The sequence below is a fragment of the Chryseobacterium sp. GP-SGM7 genome, assembly GCF_049166575.1.
GTDB lineage: Bacteria > Bacteroidota > Bacteroidia > Flavobacteriales > Weeksellaceae > Chryseobacterium.
On sequence record NZ_JBMHFF010000002.1, the window covers coordinates 725,731 to 743,993 of the forward strand.

General features: G+C 32.4%; 10 protein-coding genes. All 10 read right to left on the reverse strand.

Annotation, left to right across the window (positions count from 1 at the left end):
• Positions 1-54: 54 nt before the first annotated feature.
• A complete protein-coding gene (locus ACOOWA_RS12030; protein WP_421375500.1) occupies positions 55-753 on the reverse strand; it encodes a hypothetical protein in 699 nt (232 codons plus the stop codon).
• Positions 750-11,213 carry an RHS repeat-associated core domain-containing protein gene (locus ACOOWA_RS12035; protein ID WP_421375501.1) on the reverse strand — a complete coding sequence of 3,488 codons (10,464 nt, stop codon included), beginning with the start codon at positions 11,211-11,213 and terminating at the stop codon, positions 750-752. The genes ACOOWA_RS12030 and ACOOWA_RS12035 overlap by 4 nt, the downstream gene beginning before the upstream one ends.
• A gap of 26 nt (positions 11,214-11,239) precedes the next feature.
• Positions 11,240-12,379 carry a hypothetical protein gene (locus tag ACOOWA_RS12040; RefSeq protein ID WP_421375502.1) on the reverse strand — a complete coding sequence of 380 codons (1,140 nt, stop codon included), beginning with the start codon at positions 12,377-12,379 and terminating at the stop codon, positions 11,240-11,242.
• A gap of 109 nt (positions 12,380-12,488) precedes the next feature.
• Complete coding sequence (locus ACOOWA_RS12045; protein ID WP_421375504.1) at positions 12,489-13,097, reverse strand: hypothetical protein; 609 nt, start codon at positions 13,095-13,097, stop codon at positions 12,489-12,491.
• A gap of 549 nt (positions 13,098-13,646) precedes the next feature.
• Positions 13,647-14,225, reverse strand: a complete 579-nt coding sequence (locus tag ACOOWA_RS12050) for an NAD(P)H-dependent oxidoreductase (RefSeq protein ID WP_421375505.1) — start codon at positions 14,223-14,225, stop codon at positions 13,647-13,649.
• A gap of 59 nt (positions 14,226-14,284) precedes the next feature.
• Positions 14,285-14,851, reverse strand: a complete 567-nt coding sequence (locus ACOOWA_RS12055; RefSeq protein ID WP_421375507.1) for a Crp/Fnr family transcriptional regulator — start codon at positions 14,849-14,851, stop codon at positions 14,285-14,287.
• A gap of 72 nt (positions 14,852-14,923) precedes the next feature.
• A complete protein-coding gene (locus ACOOWA_RS12060) occupies positions 14,924-15,982 on the reverse strand; it encodes a serine hydrolase domain-containing protein (protein ID WP_421375509.1) in 1,059 nt (352 codons plus the stop codon).
• A 143-nt stretch (positions 15,983-16,125) separates the two neighbouring features.
• Positions 16,126-17,265 (reverse strand): helix-turn-helix domain-containing protein, encoded by a 1,140-nt coding sequence (locus ACOOWA_RS12065; protein WP_421375510.1) that lies wholly within the window; start codon positions 17,263-17,265, stop codon positions 16,126-16,128.
• Positions 17,266-17,379: 114 nt separating this feature from the next.
• Positions 17,380-17,673, reverse strand: a complete 294-nt coding sequence (locus ACOOWA_RS12070) for a DUF3817 domain-containing protein (protein WP_421375511.1) — start codon at positions 17,671-17,673, stop codon at positions 17,380-17,382.
• A 53-nt stretch (positions 17,674-17,726) separates the two neighbouring features.
• A complete protein-coding gene (locus tag ACOOWA_RS12075; protein WP_421375512.1) occupies positions 17,727-18,170 on the reverse strand; it encodes a DUF1801 domain-containing protein in 444 nt (147 codons plus the stop codon).
• Between the last annotated feature and the right edge of the window lie 93 nt (positions 18,171-18,263).

Consider the following 18,263-nt stretch of genomic DNA (forward strand, 5'->3'; position numbering starts at 1 on the left):
TAGTACGAGCAAGATACTTGCGACAGCGTCCGGAATTTATAATCAATATTTTTCTTAATTTTCTACTTCGAATCCACTTATTTTGAATTGATTATAAAAATCAGCAAATAAAATATTATCTGAAAAACGTTTCTCAAAATTTTTATATCCTTTTATTTTAAGTATAGGGATTGTATCTCTTTTTTTTATTGATTCGTCAATATTAATTAAACAATCTCTAAATGAATGAAATTCAGTGCCGAAATAACCATATGATGAAAAAAATGCTTTACCAATTTCGTAATATACGTCCAGATCTGTTTCAACTTTTGATAAATCAATTGTGATAATAGAATTTTTATTATCTATTATTTCTCTTAACCCAAATAATAAATAACAACCCCTTAAATAATAATATTTTTGTTTATCATTTAACTCATACCATTTTATTTTTTCCTTCTTCTCGGTAAGGAGTTTAAAATTATCTATATATCCCTGATTATATATTTGCAGAGGATCATTAAGAATTCCATTCAAAATTATCTCATTTGTTTTAATTAAAATATCAGAAATATTAAATGTATATTCATTTTCAAAACTTTTAAAAGAAATTCTTATAATTAAGTCTTTATTCAAAACGTCATTAATCTGCAAGTCTATAAATTTTATATTATCTTTTTTTACAATTATTTTATCAAGAGCTTTTTTACGGATTAGTTTTACGTAATCAGCTTTTAACAAAAATTTTTCTCCTATTAAAAATTCTATTTTCATTTTAATTTACTACTTGTTGGTAATTGTATAACATTTTTATAATTATGATTTATAATGAGACCCCATCTTCCATCTGGATGTTGTAAAATTCTACTACCATTTAACCCTGTATTTTTAACATCCCTTATTTTCCATTCTGATGCTCCAACCCATTTTAAATTGACACCACCTCTATTTTCAAGAATTGTTTGTGTATTTCCTGTCATTCTTGGAGTCCCCCGTCCTGAAAGTATTTCTGTAAAATCCTCAGTAACAGTTTTAGGCAAATTACTGACATCAATCTTAATGTTTCTACCAGCTCCTTTTCCTCCTAAAATCCCTAACTCACCTGTCACTCCTTTAGGAGCTTTAAATCCATATAACAAAGTTGCTACCTTAGCAGTATTACTGGCAGTATTTCCATCCGCTCCTGCCTGCATTAAACCTTCTGCAAGCCCTGCCTCTAAAAGCATATATGGAACTGCTAATATAGATATATCGTAACTTAAACTATGCCCTCCACTTCTTGGAGATGCCAAAGGAGTATTTTTTGTAGTGTCGAAAGAACTAAAAGATGCCGGAGTAATACCTGGTGATGATATCTTGCGATCATCATCCCCTAAAAGTGAGCTCGGAGACATTGGTGTTGGATTAATTAGAAAAGATGTTTTTCCTCCTTCAGTAACAGTACGATCGCTATTAAGGTCAGTAACTCCTCCTTTAGCGTTAAAGTATGATCCTGATTTCCCTAGTCGTTTGAGAGTTTCTCCATTTTTTCCTATAATTTCATCTGCCTGACTATCGTGCCAAGAAACATTTCCTAATCTATCTCTATACCAGTCTTTAGGATTTTTCCCCCCAACTCTCTCACCCATCATCCCAGTTGGATCTGCAAAGTTAACAGGATCGTTCCAAACATAGGCATAAGGAGACATGGTAATTTCGGCTAAAGGGTCTACACTTAACCAGAAACTGCGTTTTGGGTCGTAGTATCTTGCGCCGTAATAGTAATAACCTGTAGATGCGTCAAACTCTTTCGCATTGTATTTGTAAGGGTTGTCATAGCTAAAATTGGTATTCTCCATCAGCATTTCTCCGTAGGGCATGTACTCGTACCAATTGGTTACCCCTCCCTTATTATCCGTCAAAATCGAGGCTCCGCTAAAATGGTCGGGATGAATCCAGTACATTTCAGATTCAACAATTTCGGGCGGGGTGTAACCTATCATACATTCGTCTGCCAAAAATTGATTCCACATATCACAATAGTTACCATTACTCATGGCGCTATTATATAAATCGGAAATTTTATCAAAGCACTCGATATTGTTATCTGTATAAAAAGCGTACATCTGTTGAGCCATAAGAAAATCACACAAATGGTCTGATTGCGTTGATGATGTTGGTGCAGTATAAGTTCCGTGTGAATCAGCATTAGGAACCCAAACCACATGGGTAAGACCTGCATCTTGGTTAATCAGATGTATATCCTCATTCATAATTGCAGCCAAATCATCGTACACACCTGTAAGATTAATTTTAAACCTGTGTGTTGGTATCTTAGATACACTTGTCGCAATCCTCTGACTTCCCATGTAATAATGTTTAGTCATAGTTTTATCGCTTAGTACAAGATATCCGTTTGGATAGTAGATAAATGCATCCATTTGTGTTACTTCATCAGGGTCGTTACCATTTACATACAAATTTTTTGAAATTGCGTCGTTCTTAAGTATTCGGTCACCAGCTGCATCGTAAGCATAATAATTCAGATATGTTTTATCGATTACCACTGCTTTTAAATTGTCGTCTTCATCCCAAAACATTTTTCTATCGCTTAGAAGATTTGATTGTGTATCCAACTCTCTCATCCTAATGAGATTTCCATTGAGGTCATATTGGAATTCTTCCCTTGTCATATTGGTTGGATCAGGAAGAGGTTGACCACAATCCATCGGAGCATTGAAATTCTGAAATTTAGTATAATCAATAACGGTGGGAGCATTAGGATGATTTACATCAGTATATAAATAAGTGCCGACATCTCCCTCATTATTGGGATATTGACACCCGATACTGTTGATATATGTCTTTAGCTTTGATTCTTTTACAGAAATTGCTCCGGCGGCGTTATACTTCATACTGAGAAAGTTATATTTCGTCTGTTCTTTTCCAGTAGCGGTAATATGAGACGTCTTAAGCCTTCCGAAAGAATCATAAATATATTGTTTATTACTAGCTATTGCTAATGGGTCTGATGGAAAGTTTCCAACCATAGGTGTGGTGCCTGCCACATTTACAAGGTTTCCGCTGCCATCAAATGAATATTGATTTTTGCGAATAGTACTTACAGTATTATTAAGATTATTTTTAATAAGTAATAATTCCTGCATTTTACCCCAGGTATCATAATTATACTCTGTTTTAGTATTATTGTTGGCATTATAAGAAACTAGCTGATCTCTGTTATTATACTGAAGATCGTAGATTAGTTTTGTAGGCTTACTATATCCCGGTAACTTATTTCGTACATACTCCAATAATCCTGGTGTATTATATTTGTAATATACAGTTTCTGTATCCGGATATGTAATTAATTCGATTCTACCATATGTATCATAGGTATAAGAAGTTTTAAACATTTTCGGGACATTATTCGCTGCAACAACTATACGTGTAGTTTCTCTTACATTGCCGTTGATGTCATATTTATAATCCTGAGTACCAGTTCGGTCTTTTTGCTTTATAAGTCTTCCTCTTTCAAAAGGTGTCCCCGTCACAGAGCCATATTCAAAAGTTGTCTCATGATAGGGGTATGCTGGATATGATATTTTTGTTAACTGATCATAATTATATGTATAATGCATATTTTGCCCAAGCGATTTTAGAATAGCATTGGATGAACGAATCAATTTACCACTCAAATCATAATTAAACACAGATATACCAGAATCCGCAGAATTTTTTTTGATATTTCTCCCCAAATTATCATATTCGTAGTATGTAGGATTATTACTTGCATCTTGCGTCGCTGTAAGCTCATTAAGACGGTTATAACTATAGCTTTGCCAAATATTAGTAATTCCGTTCGTCTGTTTTGTTGAAACTGTTCTTCCAAACTCATCAGTGTAAGTCACATTTGTATTACCTAAAGGGTTTACAGTTCTTGTTGCAAATTGAGTATTTCCAAACCTATCATTATCAAACTCATAGAAAATTTGAGTCGTAAGATTTTGAACGCCATTATTTGTTTCAACATTATGTTGGGTAATACTCACGGGACGATCTAAATCATCGTAAATTGTAGTTGAAAATATTTGACTGGATTGATTTTCACCAGTTGTATAATCATCAAAAAGTTTTAGAGAATGCATAATATCTGTCCCCATTGTAACTTTATCCCTTAGTATAGTTTTTATGGGTCTGCCAAGATGGTCTTTGATATCATAAATGTTGTTTGCAAAATAAAAATTATTACCCTCTCTCTTGAATAGTTTTTTAATCATTAACCCCTGTCCCCAAGCATCTGTAAATAAACTGGTAAAATAATTTAGCTCTGCCGTATCGCTGTAGTAAGGAGTTTTTCTCTCCGTAATTGCAACTGGTATTGTATTAGAAGGATAATAATGTAATTTGAACGTATAATCTGTATCCGATGGCGCTAAATATTCTGTTAATCTACCAAATGTATCATAAGCATAAGTACTTATTCCTCCATTGATATTTGTTATTTTAATTGGAACCCCGAAAAGATAATTATAATCATATTTCGTTGAGCTTGTAAAACCTTGAGCATCAAGAGTAGAAATTAAATAGGTATGATAGCTCGGATCGTATTCATAGTTGTAAAACATACGCTGTCCATTTTCAGATTCAGGATATGTAATTTTCGTCATGTTACCATAGGCATCATACTCCATATCAAAATCTGCAGTTCCTGATACATTTGAAGTCCCCAATAAGTCTTTGCTAATTCTAGTAATATTTTGAGCAGCATCCAGAACTGTTGTATTTTTTCGCACAACCTCATTATTATGCGCTTTAATAACAAGCTGTTCGGAAGGTGTTCCCACAATGTTTTTTAAGCCTGGTGCATGATATGATAACTGCGTAACGATATCATCCGACGTCATAGACAATGACGACCCTTTATCAACGGAACGAGTAATGTTACCAAAACTATCATATTTATCAACAGTAGTATAGGTCGTCTTTGAATGACTGCTTGATCCAACGTATTCTGTAAAAGTAGACTCTGTTTTGTAAAGCAGTGGAATAATTCTTCCTATATCTTTAAATTGGGGGTCAGATAATGTTTCATTAAGCACATACTCCGTAGAAACCTGATCGAAATATTTATAGGTATATTTTGTTTCGCTACGCTTTCTGTTTTGGCTATCAAGCATATAGGTAGAACGTATTAACCCCTTTTTGTAAAAATACTTCCTAACCTTTGTGTCATTAAAATTAACATAAAAATCATTTTCATTCCCCGTATAATCGGTCTCATATTCGGTAACATAAGTCTGATGAAGAATAGGATTAAGGTCTTGATGGTTAAGAACTTTGGTTTTAACAATACCAAAACCCAGGAATTCCCTTTCTCTTCTGTCCTGAATACCTTTTTCATACTCAAAATCAAAAACTTGCTGAGGTTTTACCTTTTGAGGATCCAAAACGTTGCCTAGATATGGCAGGGTGGTATCAATAGGTCTAAAATTCCATACACCAACTTTTGACATCACTGTTTTGGAAAATGGCATCTGATAAGTTCCACCAATTAATGTACTTAGGTTTTCTGTCTGATTTACGTTGTCGTATCCAATCTGTATCGCTCCCTGAAGAGGATTTTCAACGGTACGAAGAAGGTTTGCCTTCCCAAAATTATTGTGATAGTAGGTTAATTGGCCGTCATTGTCAGATATAAGTAAATCAGGATATCCATCACCGTCAAAATCCCTCAGGTCAACTTCCTGTTTACTTACCGAACTATCGGTGTTTCCCCCAAAAGAAATGCAAACTTTTACTCCCAAACAAGCACACAAAGTTCCATATAAATTGAAGCCTGAAGAGTTTTGTTTATTATCGAGACTAAAGTCTTTGTTAAAATCTGTAGATTGTACAAAGGATGTTCCCGTATTAATCCACATTTCGTAAGTATTTCCATTCTTTACAATTTTATCGGCCATACCATCTCCATTAATATCTATCATCCCCACTTTAGCTGTAAAACTGGATTTAGAAAGACCAATACCTGCAGCCCAACTTCCGTTGGCAAAACTGAATCCTCCACCTCCTGAAATTGCAAAAGAGTCACCTTTAGATACTTCTGAAACATCCCAATTGTAATTATCAACAATAAATCCGTCTCCTGTATTGATATAAGAATTGCCATCTGAGATATAATCTGTTAATCCGTCACCATTAATATCTGCCCAAACTCCTGTCCCTTGAGCCCAAGCTTTTCCTATATTTAATCCAAAACCAATTCCAAGAGCAAATGAAGATGAGCTTGTTTGTGAATCTTTATCTGCGCCAATAGCGAAGAATTTGCTGTCTGTGTTACTAAATTTGGCAACTGATGGGGAAGCAGAAATACCAGCTCCTAATATAAAACCTTTATTTTTTACTTCTTTTTCAGCAATAGAAGATACATTGCCCAATTGACCTAATATATTGGTTCTTTGATGTTTTTTTCCTGAAATAACATCAGGATAGCCATCTCCATTGAAATCTTGAAAATAATCTGAAGTTCTGTCTGTTGAAATACCTCCATGAGCACTAATTCCCAGCCATGGTATTATCTGTCCGGAAACGTAAGCATGAAACGAATCAAATGTCGACCTTAGAATGATCCCTCTTGGATTAGGAACTGCAAAAAGAGGTGTTGTAATTATATTTGAACTCGTCGAAGAAACTCCAAGTAAGTATGGTTGTAATTCTTCTTCACCTAACTCTGCTGGTTCAATAGGAGATGTATAAGCATACTTTTCTGCATTTAGTTCCAACGGTGTAAAATAACGATTATTATTTTGCTGTAAAATGTAATTTGTCATACACGTATAATAATCAGGTGCAGATTGATTACACGGAGACGCACCTCCAGGAAGTGGTACATTGGCCAACGGATTGGTTATGAATTCACTTTCACGGATAGGCTCATTAGAATATTTGGATCCGTTGTAGCTAAAACCACCCCAACCTTGATACACCAAACCTGTATTAATATTGTAGTGAGGATTAGCTGAGCGAGCTCCAAAATAATCGGCTTTATGATCAGTATTCGCAAAATATGGATCCGATAAATATTCAGAGTGAAAAATAAACGGATTGACCGACGATAATTTTTTTGAAACGGTATAATCTGCAGAACTTATTTCAAAATAAAACGGATATGAGAAAACTTCTTCTGCTCTAAGCGGTATTTTCTTTAAAAAAGCACAAAGACTAATTTTAGGAATGGGCATTACATTATTTATTACATCCACTGTATTTTTTTCAGTATATACATTTCCATTACTATCTTTTATTTTTAAAGAAAAAGTAACTTTGGTAGAATGTAAAGAAGGCAGGTTAATAGTATAATTCGTATTTATACTCTGATTTCCGTTAAAATCAGGAAATAGATATGAAGCATTTGCATCACATCTGATACAATCATCCTTACAAAAATGCCGATCTAAATATTTTCTGAAATCTTTGGGTAGGGTATTGATGTGTCTTTCAGAATAAGGATTATATTGTACCGTTGCATAGACCTTGGTAGTATCTGTAGGATTAATGACTGTCATAGTTGGTCGCCATTTAATTTTTTCCCAAGAGACATTCGTATCTGCAGAAACATCAAAATGAAACATTGTTACTGTATTACCAGTGGTATTGACCAACATGTCAGTAATATCAATATTAGGAATCTGATTACTTACTGGAGTTACATTTTGTTGATTTTCATCTTTAATTAACTTATGATGATAGAGTAATGTTGCAGATGCAGGAGATATTACGGATGTTGTATCCGCAATATCTCGTACACTTTTATAAATTTTAAAATCAACATCATCTGTGAAAATTTCTTTGCCTAACTGATCCCAGGAAATTTTCACTCTACTTTGGTCAGCAATTATATTTTGTTTCTGGCTGGATGCCAAGTAATGACTTTTTGAATTAAAATTAAAATAATAATTGCCATTCGCGTCTTGTATTCCCAAATCAGAAACTCCAGATACAGAGGTATATCTAATATCTGAATTGACCTTTATTCTGTCTCCAGTCTCATTGTTTTTAGAAGAGGCTACAATAAATATTCTCTGACCTTTTTCTACAGATGTATCAGCATTAAGCGATTGATTCTGTCCTTGAGTGTTTAAGGTAGCTATAGGTGAAAGTTGTGTAGAATTGAAAGGACTGAATCCATTGATATCCTCATTCGACTTCTTCATATCTCCTTTCTCAATCCACACATCCACACCATCCTGAGAGTTCTGTGTTAAAAAGAAATCACTATTTATCTGAATACTCCCGGTCACAGGAGCTTCCCACATTCTGACAATATTAGCAAGAGACTTTGAAACCGTTGTTGTGATGATTGTATCTTGTCTTGCGGCACTCCCTGCTAGAATTGCATTAGGAGTTTCTTCAGTTACATTAGATGTGGCATTAATAGGTTGAGATTGAAATTGAGGTACTCCGTTTCGTATTTTATTAAAAAATACATCTCCATAATTAATCATGTCAATTAATCCATCGCCATTGACATCCGAAAAGTAAGTTGGAGAATTACTATTTCCAAAAGAATAGTTGGCACCTATTACACCATTAGCGAAAGAATATTCAAGACCCAAAGTAAAACCATAAGTATTGTGGCGGTGCAGAGGAGTTCCTGCAAGACCGATAGAAGAATGAACTCCACTAAAACCAGTACGTGTATTCTTTCGAAAATTAATATTTCCATTTGATCCATAAAATACCTTATCTAATAGTCCATCTCCGTCGATATCTACCAATTGGTTTTTTCCATAAGCCTTATTGTCATCATAACTTGCTGTTACGCCAAGCGTTCCTTTTTTATTAATACCAAACAGAAAGCAGAATCCTCCTCCAAAGCTAAGAGCCCCCCGGAAGTTTTTATTTTTAGCATAAGTCCCGGAAATAAAACTGGTATTTCCTCCTGAAAAAGATCCTGCATCAGCATTATCTTTTGGTGTGCTATATATGTGTGTTGCTGATTTTCCAAATACATCAATATTTTTTGCATATCGCAGGGAATGCTGATTGAAAATTTTGCCATTTCCATCTTTTTGAATGATTTCCGTAAGCAGTCTTTTTGCGAAAAGCCCTTTATCGACATTATCAAGCTGATATTCCCTAATTTTAATGTTAGCTCGTTTGACTACGATTTTATTTAATATTTTAGAATCAGTAAGTTTTACACCAAGTTTATAGTTTAGCGTCATATCTCCTCGTACACCTCCTTCATTCTCAAATTCAATTACTGTATTATTGCTATATATTATTCTTGAAAGATATTTATTCTTTCCACCACCATCAAATGAGTCTGTATAGCTGTACATAATTGTATTCCCAAATCGGTCTGTTACTTTCGACAAGAACCACTTAACTATATTTCCTGAAGAATTATTTGATGGATTAGTAGTTATGATACTTAAATACTCTTTTTTAACGCCACTTCCATCCAAGGTTTCCCAAGTATAATTAGAAGGAGAGTTTCCTTTTCTGGTAATGATATATCCTTCTTTAATTCCATTACGGTAATAAAATCTTCTGTCATTTGTTCTGACCTCACTATAAGGCAATTTATTTGGAAGGTAATCATCTCTGAAAACAAGCTGTTCACCGGCCATCTGGTAAATTTCAGTTTCATGATTTCCAAATGACGGAACTCCCCATCTTGTATCAATATCAATAGTCTCTACCGGAACATCCCATCCTGTTCCTGCCCATCCAAATTTATTATCACTGTTATAAACCAATGTAACGTTTGGTTGAAAACCTCCAATACCTGCCGGAATCTCAATAGGATAAGAAACGTTGGCAGATCCTCGCTGGTTAGGAGTGGGTGGGGTAATAAAGTTGATTTTCGCAGCAGGGTTTGCTATTGGTGAATCATTGAATGATGTTTGAGCATGCCCTCCTCCATCAGGACTTTCAGGTTGCTGAGCAACGCCGAGCATAAAGTCACCATAGCTTAATGACGAATTAACAATAAGATACTTTTTGGCAGTATTCAAACTGTCTATTTTCATTGGCACCCAGCTTTTTTTCTGATAATCAAAATTAAAGACTGAAATGTCTTTTTCCTGATATCCTTTTGGAAGTTTGCTTATATCGTAAGCTAAATGGAGTTTCTGTTCCTGCGAAGTAAGGTTAACAAAGCGAAACCCTTCATAACCCTCACTAACATTAGTGGTGGAAAGTTCTGAAGGTGGTATGTCAATTAATCTCAATCCCTTCAACTGTACAGCATTGTCTTGAAAAATGATATGATGCCCTTTTTTATCTACAGGGTTTATTTCTGTAAACTGTGTATTTTTTTCTGATTTTCGAATAACTACTTCCGCAACATCCAACAAGCCTTCAAATTTTAAAATTACCTGATCTGACTTGTCGTCGGCATCAGAAATATATTCGAATTCGTTACCTTGAAGATAAACTTTACTCCCACCGATAGTTACTGATTTAATTCCATATCCTGGATGTATAAAACCACGAATATAAATGTTTTTATCTGTGTATGTTTTTGAGACCAGTGTGTAAGGAGCGACAACGTCTTGCTTTTCTGTAATCCTTACATTTTTAACCATATAGTAATCTCCTTTATTTAGAGCATTAAATAATATTCTATTAACTCCTTTTTTTAATATTGCAGGGTCAACAGATTCATAAACTTCTGTCCATCCATTCTTTTTAGACTTGAGATAGCCCCCCATAGCATAGCTTCCATTAATGCTTCGTGTAACAGAATTTATATTTGAATATCCATCTATTTCATATATAAGTATATAAGATTTATCCTTATCAAAATTTGAAAGCTGAATGTCAAAAATATTGTCTGCAGCATTTGCGTCTCTTAGCTCTGTATTAGAGTTTCCAATTTCTCCTACATATCCTGACTTGGCAAGATTAGAATAAAAATTTTCAGAAAATGATTTTAAAGATTTCAGATTTAAATCTGGTGAAGGATGAGACAAAATATTTCTTGCCGTTTTATGATTGATTAAAGAAGAGTCATTATTGTTTTTAGTCAAAACAGAATTGCCTGAAACTTTATTATTTATCTTTAAAAAGTCACAATTGATTTTAAAAGGACTTTTATAAATATCTGATGTTTTTACTGTTTTTATATCTTTATCATTATTGATAACTTTATATAAAGTCCAACTACTGAGAGAAAGTATAATTGGAATGAAAACTGGTAATAACTCTATATTTTTTTTTATAGTTGCATAAAAAGTTTTTTTCATATTGGTATGTTTTATCATTTGTTTTTTTAGTTAATTAAAAAATTGACTCCTTTTCCTTCTTCAGGAATAAAAATTTTAATATTGTAGTATCCTACTACAGCTGGTATGCTCATTGGGATTGAGAAGTCAGCAGCTGAATTATATTGTCCTTGCTTTACTAGAATTCCAAGACCATTGAATACTTTAATCGTTAATGGCTTAGCTGTCTTAAGCTCAACTTTTACTATAAAGTTTCCATCATGTGAAGGATTGGGTGATACGGAAATTCTTTTAAATAGAGAATTGTTTTGCAATACGTCGTAATCTGTCTGGCTTAGTACAGAAAGTACCTTTGTGATTTCGCAACCCCGCTTATTTTTTATTTTTAATTGATAATTTCCAATTCCATTCAGGTGATAGGGTGCTACTTCTGTTGTCTGTCCTCCAGGAGATATAAGTTTGTAATGATAAGATCCGGTATTTAGATCTAATTCTATAGGCGTATCCTGCCATACATAATAACTATCTATATTTTGATTTATAATTCCTTCTAAATCAAAGGTTCTTATTACATCCGTCTGTCCCTGCCTTTTAATGCGAACTCTATATTTATCTGCTGGCAAATTGTTAAATAAAATTGTATTACTAGTACCTGTATTTGTATTAATCACAACTTGATTGGTTGTAGTACTTTCTAACGTATATTGATATGATGAAACATTTTCTGGAAGCAGTATTTTTACTATACCATTTCCTAATTCTTCACAAGTACTGTTGAGCTGAACTAAAATATTACTTTGAAGATCATCAAGATTAAATGTGAAATAATCAATCCCATCATGATCTAAATCCAAGATAATATCTTTAAAAATAAATACGGAATCGTTAATTTTTTCTCCAACTATATCAGATGAGATATCATTTTGATAGTTATTTTCATTAGAAAAAACTCTAAGTTTTAGCACATCATTTTGATTTAATCCTGCTTGGTTAAGATAAAGATGTGTTTTTATTGGGATCGTTCCTGCATTTTTCACCTGAACTTTCCACATTCTTTCCATATCTCTCTTAGGGTGAGCTGAGAGAAGATCAGCTTCTTTAAAAGACAATTCTTGGTTATTATCACCCCAAATTATAAAACTATCATCATTGAGTATGCTTAAGTTCTGATTATTTGTTATTTGCACTAATCCTAAAGATGCCGCAAAATGATTGTCTTCCCAATTTTTAGATTGCTTTTGATATAGACCAAATAAATCATCCCTACCAATTCCTGTAATTCTGAAATTATAATTTTTATTTTTTTGAGTTCCAGATTATTTCACTTTTTGAAGAAACATAGTTTTTTTCGGAAATATCATTGATGGTGATGCCATATTTTATTGAAAGATAAGTTTCAATTTTTTGCTTATTGATATCAGATAAATTCGTATTGAATATTAATATTTCCGGAATCAGAAGCGACGGATCTGTTTTTTTACTGATAAAAATTATAGGATTAATTTTATTATTAGGATCACTTTTTGAAAAAGTCAATATTTTATGAGCCGGTTCAGCACTATCGATCTTTAAAGTATCATTAAAATCAAAAATAGCGTTGCTATTTATAATAGAACTGCCAAATTTACCGTATACTTTCTTTTCACCACCACCAAACTTATTACTCACCATAAATATAGATGATTGGTTTAACCCCGTATTTAGTTTCTTAAAGAAATTTCCTGAAATAGGGTCTTTAATAAAATGAAAATTCATCAATTTATTATTTAAAGTATCAGTAGGCAAGATTGTATCTCTTACATTATTTTTCCTGAATATGAGATTAGGAACACCACCAAAAATGGTTGTTTGAGCTTGAGTTAATACTATTGTAAATATTATTGTAAGACAAAAAATTTTTTTCATTGAATTTGTATTTTATAGCTGGTTTGTACGTCTTAAATTTGTTGAAAGACCTAGATAAGCAAAGCGTATTACATAAAATATGAGTTACACATTCTTAAAGGGTTATATTCCTATTAAGAAATTTTCATAATCATAATTATTACTTATCGTTTTGCGAATATATGGATTTTTTTAAATTTTTATCGTTTAATAATCAATAATCTGAATTATTTTAAATTAAATTAATGTTAATTTAACATAATTAATTTTTTTTATGATATTATTTGATTTTTTCAGTCAAAGCAATTATTTAAAATATATGAAATTTTTTAAGATTTAAAGGATGTAAATCTCATATCATTTTCAGAGTTCATAATCTTTGGCGTATGATTTTATATAAAAAATATAAAGCTGCTTATGCAAAAATTTCAATAAAAAAAATCCATATTTGAATTTTCCCATTAAAGATTTAAAACGTGTAATAGGATCAAAAATATCAAGAGTTTGGATTTAAGAAATCATTCCCAAACTTGATAAGATTAGTTTATGTATTCATCTTAAATTTTAAGATTATTTATTCTTTTTTCCTAAACTTTTAATTTTATCAAGCCACTTGGTTCGTGTTTTTTCATCAGAAGTTTTAATAACACCAATGTAAGTAACTTTTACAGGATTAATGCCACAAAACTGAAGTGTGGATTTTTTGAGTTGATTAACGCTTGGTCTGCCAAATAAAAGTCTGTAAATCCAGCCTGGTTGGTCGAGTGTTGTTATGATTCTGGCAGATTTTCCTCTCAATAATTTATCCCAGAAAATCGAATTTTCTCTGTATTGAAAAGCAAATCCCGGTAAAAAAAGTCGGTCTATAAATCCTTTGGTAATTGCAGGTAAACCGCCCCACCAAACGGGATGTACCCAAACCAAATGATCTGCCCATTGTATGGTTTCCCAGGCTTGAAGCAAATCTGGCTCTAATTCGGTTCTTTTTTGATAACCAAATTGTAGATTCGGATTAAATTTTAAATCAGCGATCACAATTTCTTTCACATCAGCTCCTGATTCTTCAGCTGATTCTTTGTAAGCTTGGGAAATTCCAAAATTGAAAGATTCTTTATTCGGATGGCCGTTTATTATGACTATTTTTTTCATATTCATTGATTAATATGGCAAAAATAGTTCGGGCAGTTTTCCTGTCGCAGGACAAATGTCTAAAAAGTAATTTCTTTCCGGATTCTGCTCAAATGCCTTTGCGTAATGTTGAGATAAGAAGCAAGATATTGTAATGGAATCTGCTGTATAAATTCGGGTTGATTTTCAACTAAAGCAGTATATCTTTGGATAGCAGTTTCTTTTTGAAGCTGAAAAATTCGTTTTTCAAGTTCAATATAATTTTGTTCAGCAATTATTTTCAAAAACATCGTCCAATGATAACTGTTGTCTGAGAGTTTCTCAATCGTTTCTTTTCCGATAACCAATAATTCTGCCGGTGAAATCGCTTGTAGAGTTTCTAAACTTGGATTTCCGGTGATAAATGAAGAATAAGAAGCAAGCATATCATTTGGAAATCTAAAACAATACGTGATATCATTTCCCTCTGAAGTGGAATAGTATGAACGGAAAATTCCTGATTTAATAAAAGCAACTTCATTACACTTTTCGCCTTCATTGGCAAAGAAATCGTTTTTTGAAAGTTTTCTGACTTCAAATAACGGAACAAAACCTCTGATTTCTTCTTCTTTAAATATATTGAAACTGCGAAAATAATCTTCAATCACTTTTTTTAATTTTAAATACAAAATTACAGCTAAAGTTCCGTAAAATGAATTTTTTCAAAATATGAAACGGTTTTATTTCAAAACCGTTTCATAAATCTGATTCAGCAAATCCTGTCTCATTTTTGGGTTTCTTTGATTTAAAAGAATAATGATTCCCCAGTTTTTGTCTCTGTTGTAACAGATGATGGAAGATTGTCCCATAGAATCACCGGATTTTAAGAAAATAGTATCATTATCTTCAGTATTGATATTAAAACCTAGTCCCATTTCACGTTTTTCATCTTTGTAATAGATTTTTTCGGCTGATAATGCTGCGTTTGAAATTAAATTTCCGTTCGTTAAAAGTGCTTTAAGATATTTCGTCATATCAGAAGCATTAGATTTCACCAATCCTGCAGGTGCGGTTACATTCCACAAGAAAAACTCTTGAGCCCCTCCTTCAGGATTATAGCCTGTTGTAATATTTTTCACATTGAAATCTTTCGTCAATGTATTGTACATTTTTGCGGGTTTTAATATTTTTTCTCTGATAATTTCATCATAACTTTTACCATATATTTTTTCTAAAATCTGTCCCAACAGCGTAAAATTAATATTTGAATATCTGAATTTTCCATAATCGATGAGGTCTGTAGATTGATTAATCATCATTGCTAATGATTCTTTTGTAACGCTGTTTATCGGTTGTTGAGAGTTTATTTCAATTAATTTCTGAAAATCAAAATCCGGTAAGCCTGATTGGTGTGAAGCTAAATCTGAAATTTTGATTTTATTCTCAAGGTTTTTTTGCAGAATATATTGCTCAGGAAGATAATTATCAATGTAATCATCCAGTTTTAATTTCTTTTCCAAAAAAGCCTGAGCAATCATATTTCCGGTTAAGATTTTGGTGATAGAAGCAATTTCGAAGATTGAATTTTTATCAATATCGACTTTACTTTCCTTGCTCAGTTTTCCATAAGAAGTATAGAATTCTTTGTTGTTGCTGACGAAACCAACACTGATTCCAACATCCGGATTTTTGTTGTAACTGGCTTTAATAATAGAGTCAATCTTTTTAGAAAAGTCCTGACAAAAAGCAAAATTACTGACGAATAATAATGCTGCTAAAAGTGTGAATGTAGTTCTCATTGTACCTTGTTTTAAAATTATGGTACAAATGTGCAGAAGAACTGAATTTTACACGACCGAATAAATGCAGTCAAACGGATTTTTGATAAAAAATGAGTTCGAATGATGAAATTAAAACGTACGAGTAATTACAAAGTATTGTTTTATAGTGCTTTGCGGTAAGAGGTAGGTGTATTTCCTGTATGTTTTTTAAATGCAGTATTGAATGAAGATTTAGAATTAAATCCTGCTTCATACAAGATTTCGAGAACGGTAACTTTAGTTTTTGCCGGATTTTTTAAGATTTCCATTGCATATTCAATACGATATGTATTTACAAAATCATAAAAATGCTGACCTAATTGATGGTTAATTAAAACAGATAATTCCCGAACAGGAATTTTGATGTTTTCGGAGATATTCTGAATGGTAACTGACGGGTCTAAAAATGGTTTTTCATCAGCCATATATTTTTGCAGTTTCACTAAATCTTCATTGTGTTCTTTTTCATTTATAAATGATGATTCAATGTTTTTTTCTTCTGAAATAATATCGGAAACGAGCTTTAGTTTAGAATCGATATTTCTGAATAAATCAGGATGATTTAATGCTTTATACAAATACCAGCAGACAATAAACATCTGCAAAACCAAACCGATAATTTTTATCCATTCGGAAACTTCGGGGTAAGCTGAAAATTTAAAAATATTTTTCAAAAGTGCTACCGAATACAAAACAGTGAGAACAATTGTAAACTGGAACAACCAATGATAAGAATGAACATTTGTGCCGGCAAAATTTTCCAGATAAAGTTTTTTTGTTCTTCTTAAAAGCAAAAAAACAGCAATAATATAAGCGGTCAACTGAATGTGAATTAAAATATGAATGAATTGAAACTCAATCATATTTTGTCGATTTTTGATAAAATCAAATTTAGAAATAAGATCAACAGAATAAAAATTCGGAATCAGAATAATATTTACTAACAAAAAGGGTAGAATGTGAAAAAAATGTTTTGTTTTCAGCCTAAAATCTGAGTAGCAAACCGACATCACATAAAGATAAAAAACAGGAATCTGTAAAAATGCAAATGTACCTCTGAACATTCCCAAATTTGAAGGACGATTAATAATCAGACTGAATATCGGCTCACTTACGTCTATCGCAATAAGAATCAGATAAAATGCAAAAAGCGAATTGCTGAGTTTGTTTCTGTTCTTTACGGTGAGAAGAAAAAAGGCAAGAAAAAAGGCAATGAACAAAGAAATGACCGTTACAATAATTAACAAATTGCTCTTATCCATCCAGCTTTAACTTTAGTTTAATTTGGCGTAAAGATAAATGAATTAGCCGGAATTTTATTTCTTTAATAAGGGAAAATGAACAAAACGAGTAAGCCATTTCATTACATTTAAATATCAATTATTCTGAGATTGATATTCTTTCTTTAAATTTTTATCTAAAATAAAAGGAACAAACGGTAAAACAGAGCCGATAAGGTAGATTGCGATTCTTTTGATGCTCCATTTATATTTTATAGAAGCAATAATGAGAATGACCATGTAAATTAGAAATAAAACGCCATGAATCCAGCCAAAATATTTTACAGGTTCTGAAATTTTAAGAATGTATTTTATGGGCATCGCTATGAAGAGTAAAATTAAATACGAAATTCCTTCAATAATTGCGGTTCTACGGTAAATGTTGATCATTTTGTCAATTTGCTTGTTAGTTTGCTTGGTGAAAAGTTAGGTTTTTTTAATATTTAATCGGGAATTCTGCAAGCACACTCATTATTTTCGCTGATATATTGGATGGTTGCTTTGCTTAAAATTTCTAAAACCTCAAGATTTAAATCTGATAATTTTTTGAAATAAATACAGGCTTTCGCCATTTTTATTTTCCCTAATTTTTCGAGCAGTTTTTGATTTTCCTCTCCGGGAGCTGCAACATAGAGTGAAAACTGTGCTTTTCTGGGCGAAAAACCAATAATCATGGCATCTCCTTCATATCCGCTCGCATATTTGTAGTGATAGCTTCCAAAACCGATCATCGTCGGACCCCACATTTTAGGCTCAAAACCTGACCATTTTTTCATAAGTTCGATTAGTTGAAAACTGTCTTGTTTTTTCTGCTCATTATCAACAAATGAATTGATGAAATCTGTGACATCAACTTGAGTTTCTGTAGTTTTATTTTTTGTTGCCATATATGATTTGTATAATTAAAGGCTTGTAAACTTTACTCTTATTTAATTTCGTAAAAGTACTAGGTTCGTTTCTTGTAATAATATTTAAAGTTA

Bases quoted from the DNA above. Each gene is read 5' to 3' on its own strand.
- ACOOWA_RS12030 (WP_421375500.1), bottom strand. From the start codon at position 753: ATGAAAATAGAATTTTTAATAGGAGAAAAATTTTTGTTAAAAGCTGAT.
- ACOOWA_RS12035 (WP_421375501.1), bottom strand. From the start codon at position 11,213: ATGAAAAAAACTTTTTATGCAACTATAAAAAAAAATATAGAGTTATTA.
- ACOOWA_RS12045 (WP_421375504.1), bottom strand. From the start codon at position 13,097: ATGAAAAAAATTTTTTGTCTTACAATAATATTTACAATAGTATTAACT.
- ACOOWA_RS12050 (WP_421375505.1), bottom strand. From the start codon at position 14,225: ATGAAAAAAATAGTCATAATAAACGGCCATCCGAATAAAGAATCTTTC.
- ACOOWA_RS12060 (WP_421375509.1), bottom strand. From the start codon at position 15,982: ATGAGAACTACATTCACACTTTTAGCAGCATTATTATTCGTCAGTAAT.
- ACOOWA_RS12065 (WP_421375510.1), bottom strand. From the start codon at position 17,265: ATGGATAAGAGCAATTTGTTAATTATTGTAACGGTCATTTCTTTGTTC.
- ACOOWA_RS12070 (WP_421375511.1), bottom strand. From the start codon at position 17,673: ATGATCAACATTTACCGTAGAACCGCAATTATTGAAGGAATTTCGTAT.
- ACOOWA_RS12075 (WP_421375512.1), bottom strand. From the start codon at position 18,170: ATGGCAACAAAAAATAAAACTACAGAAACTCAAGTTGATGTCACAGAT.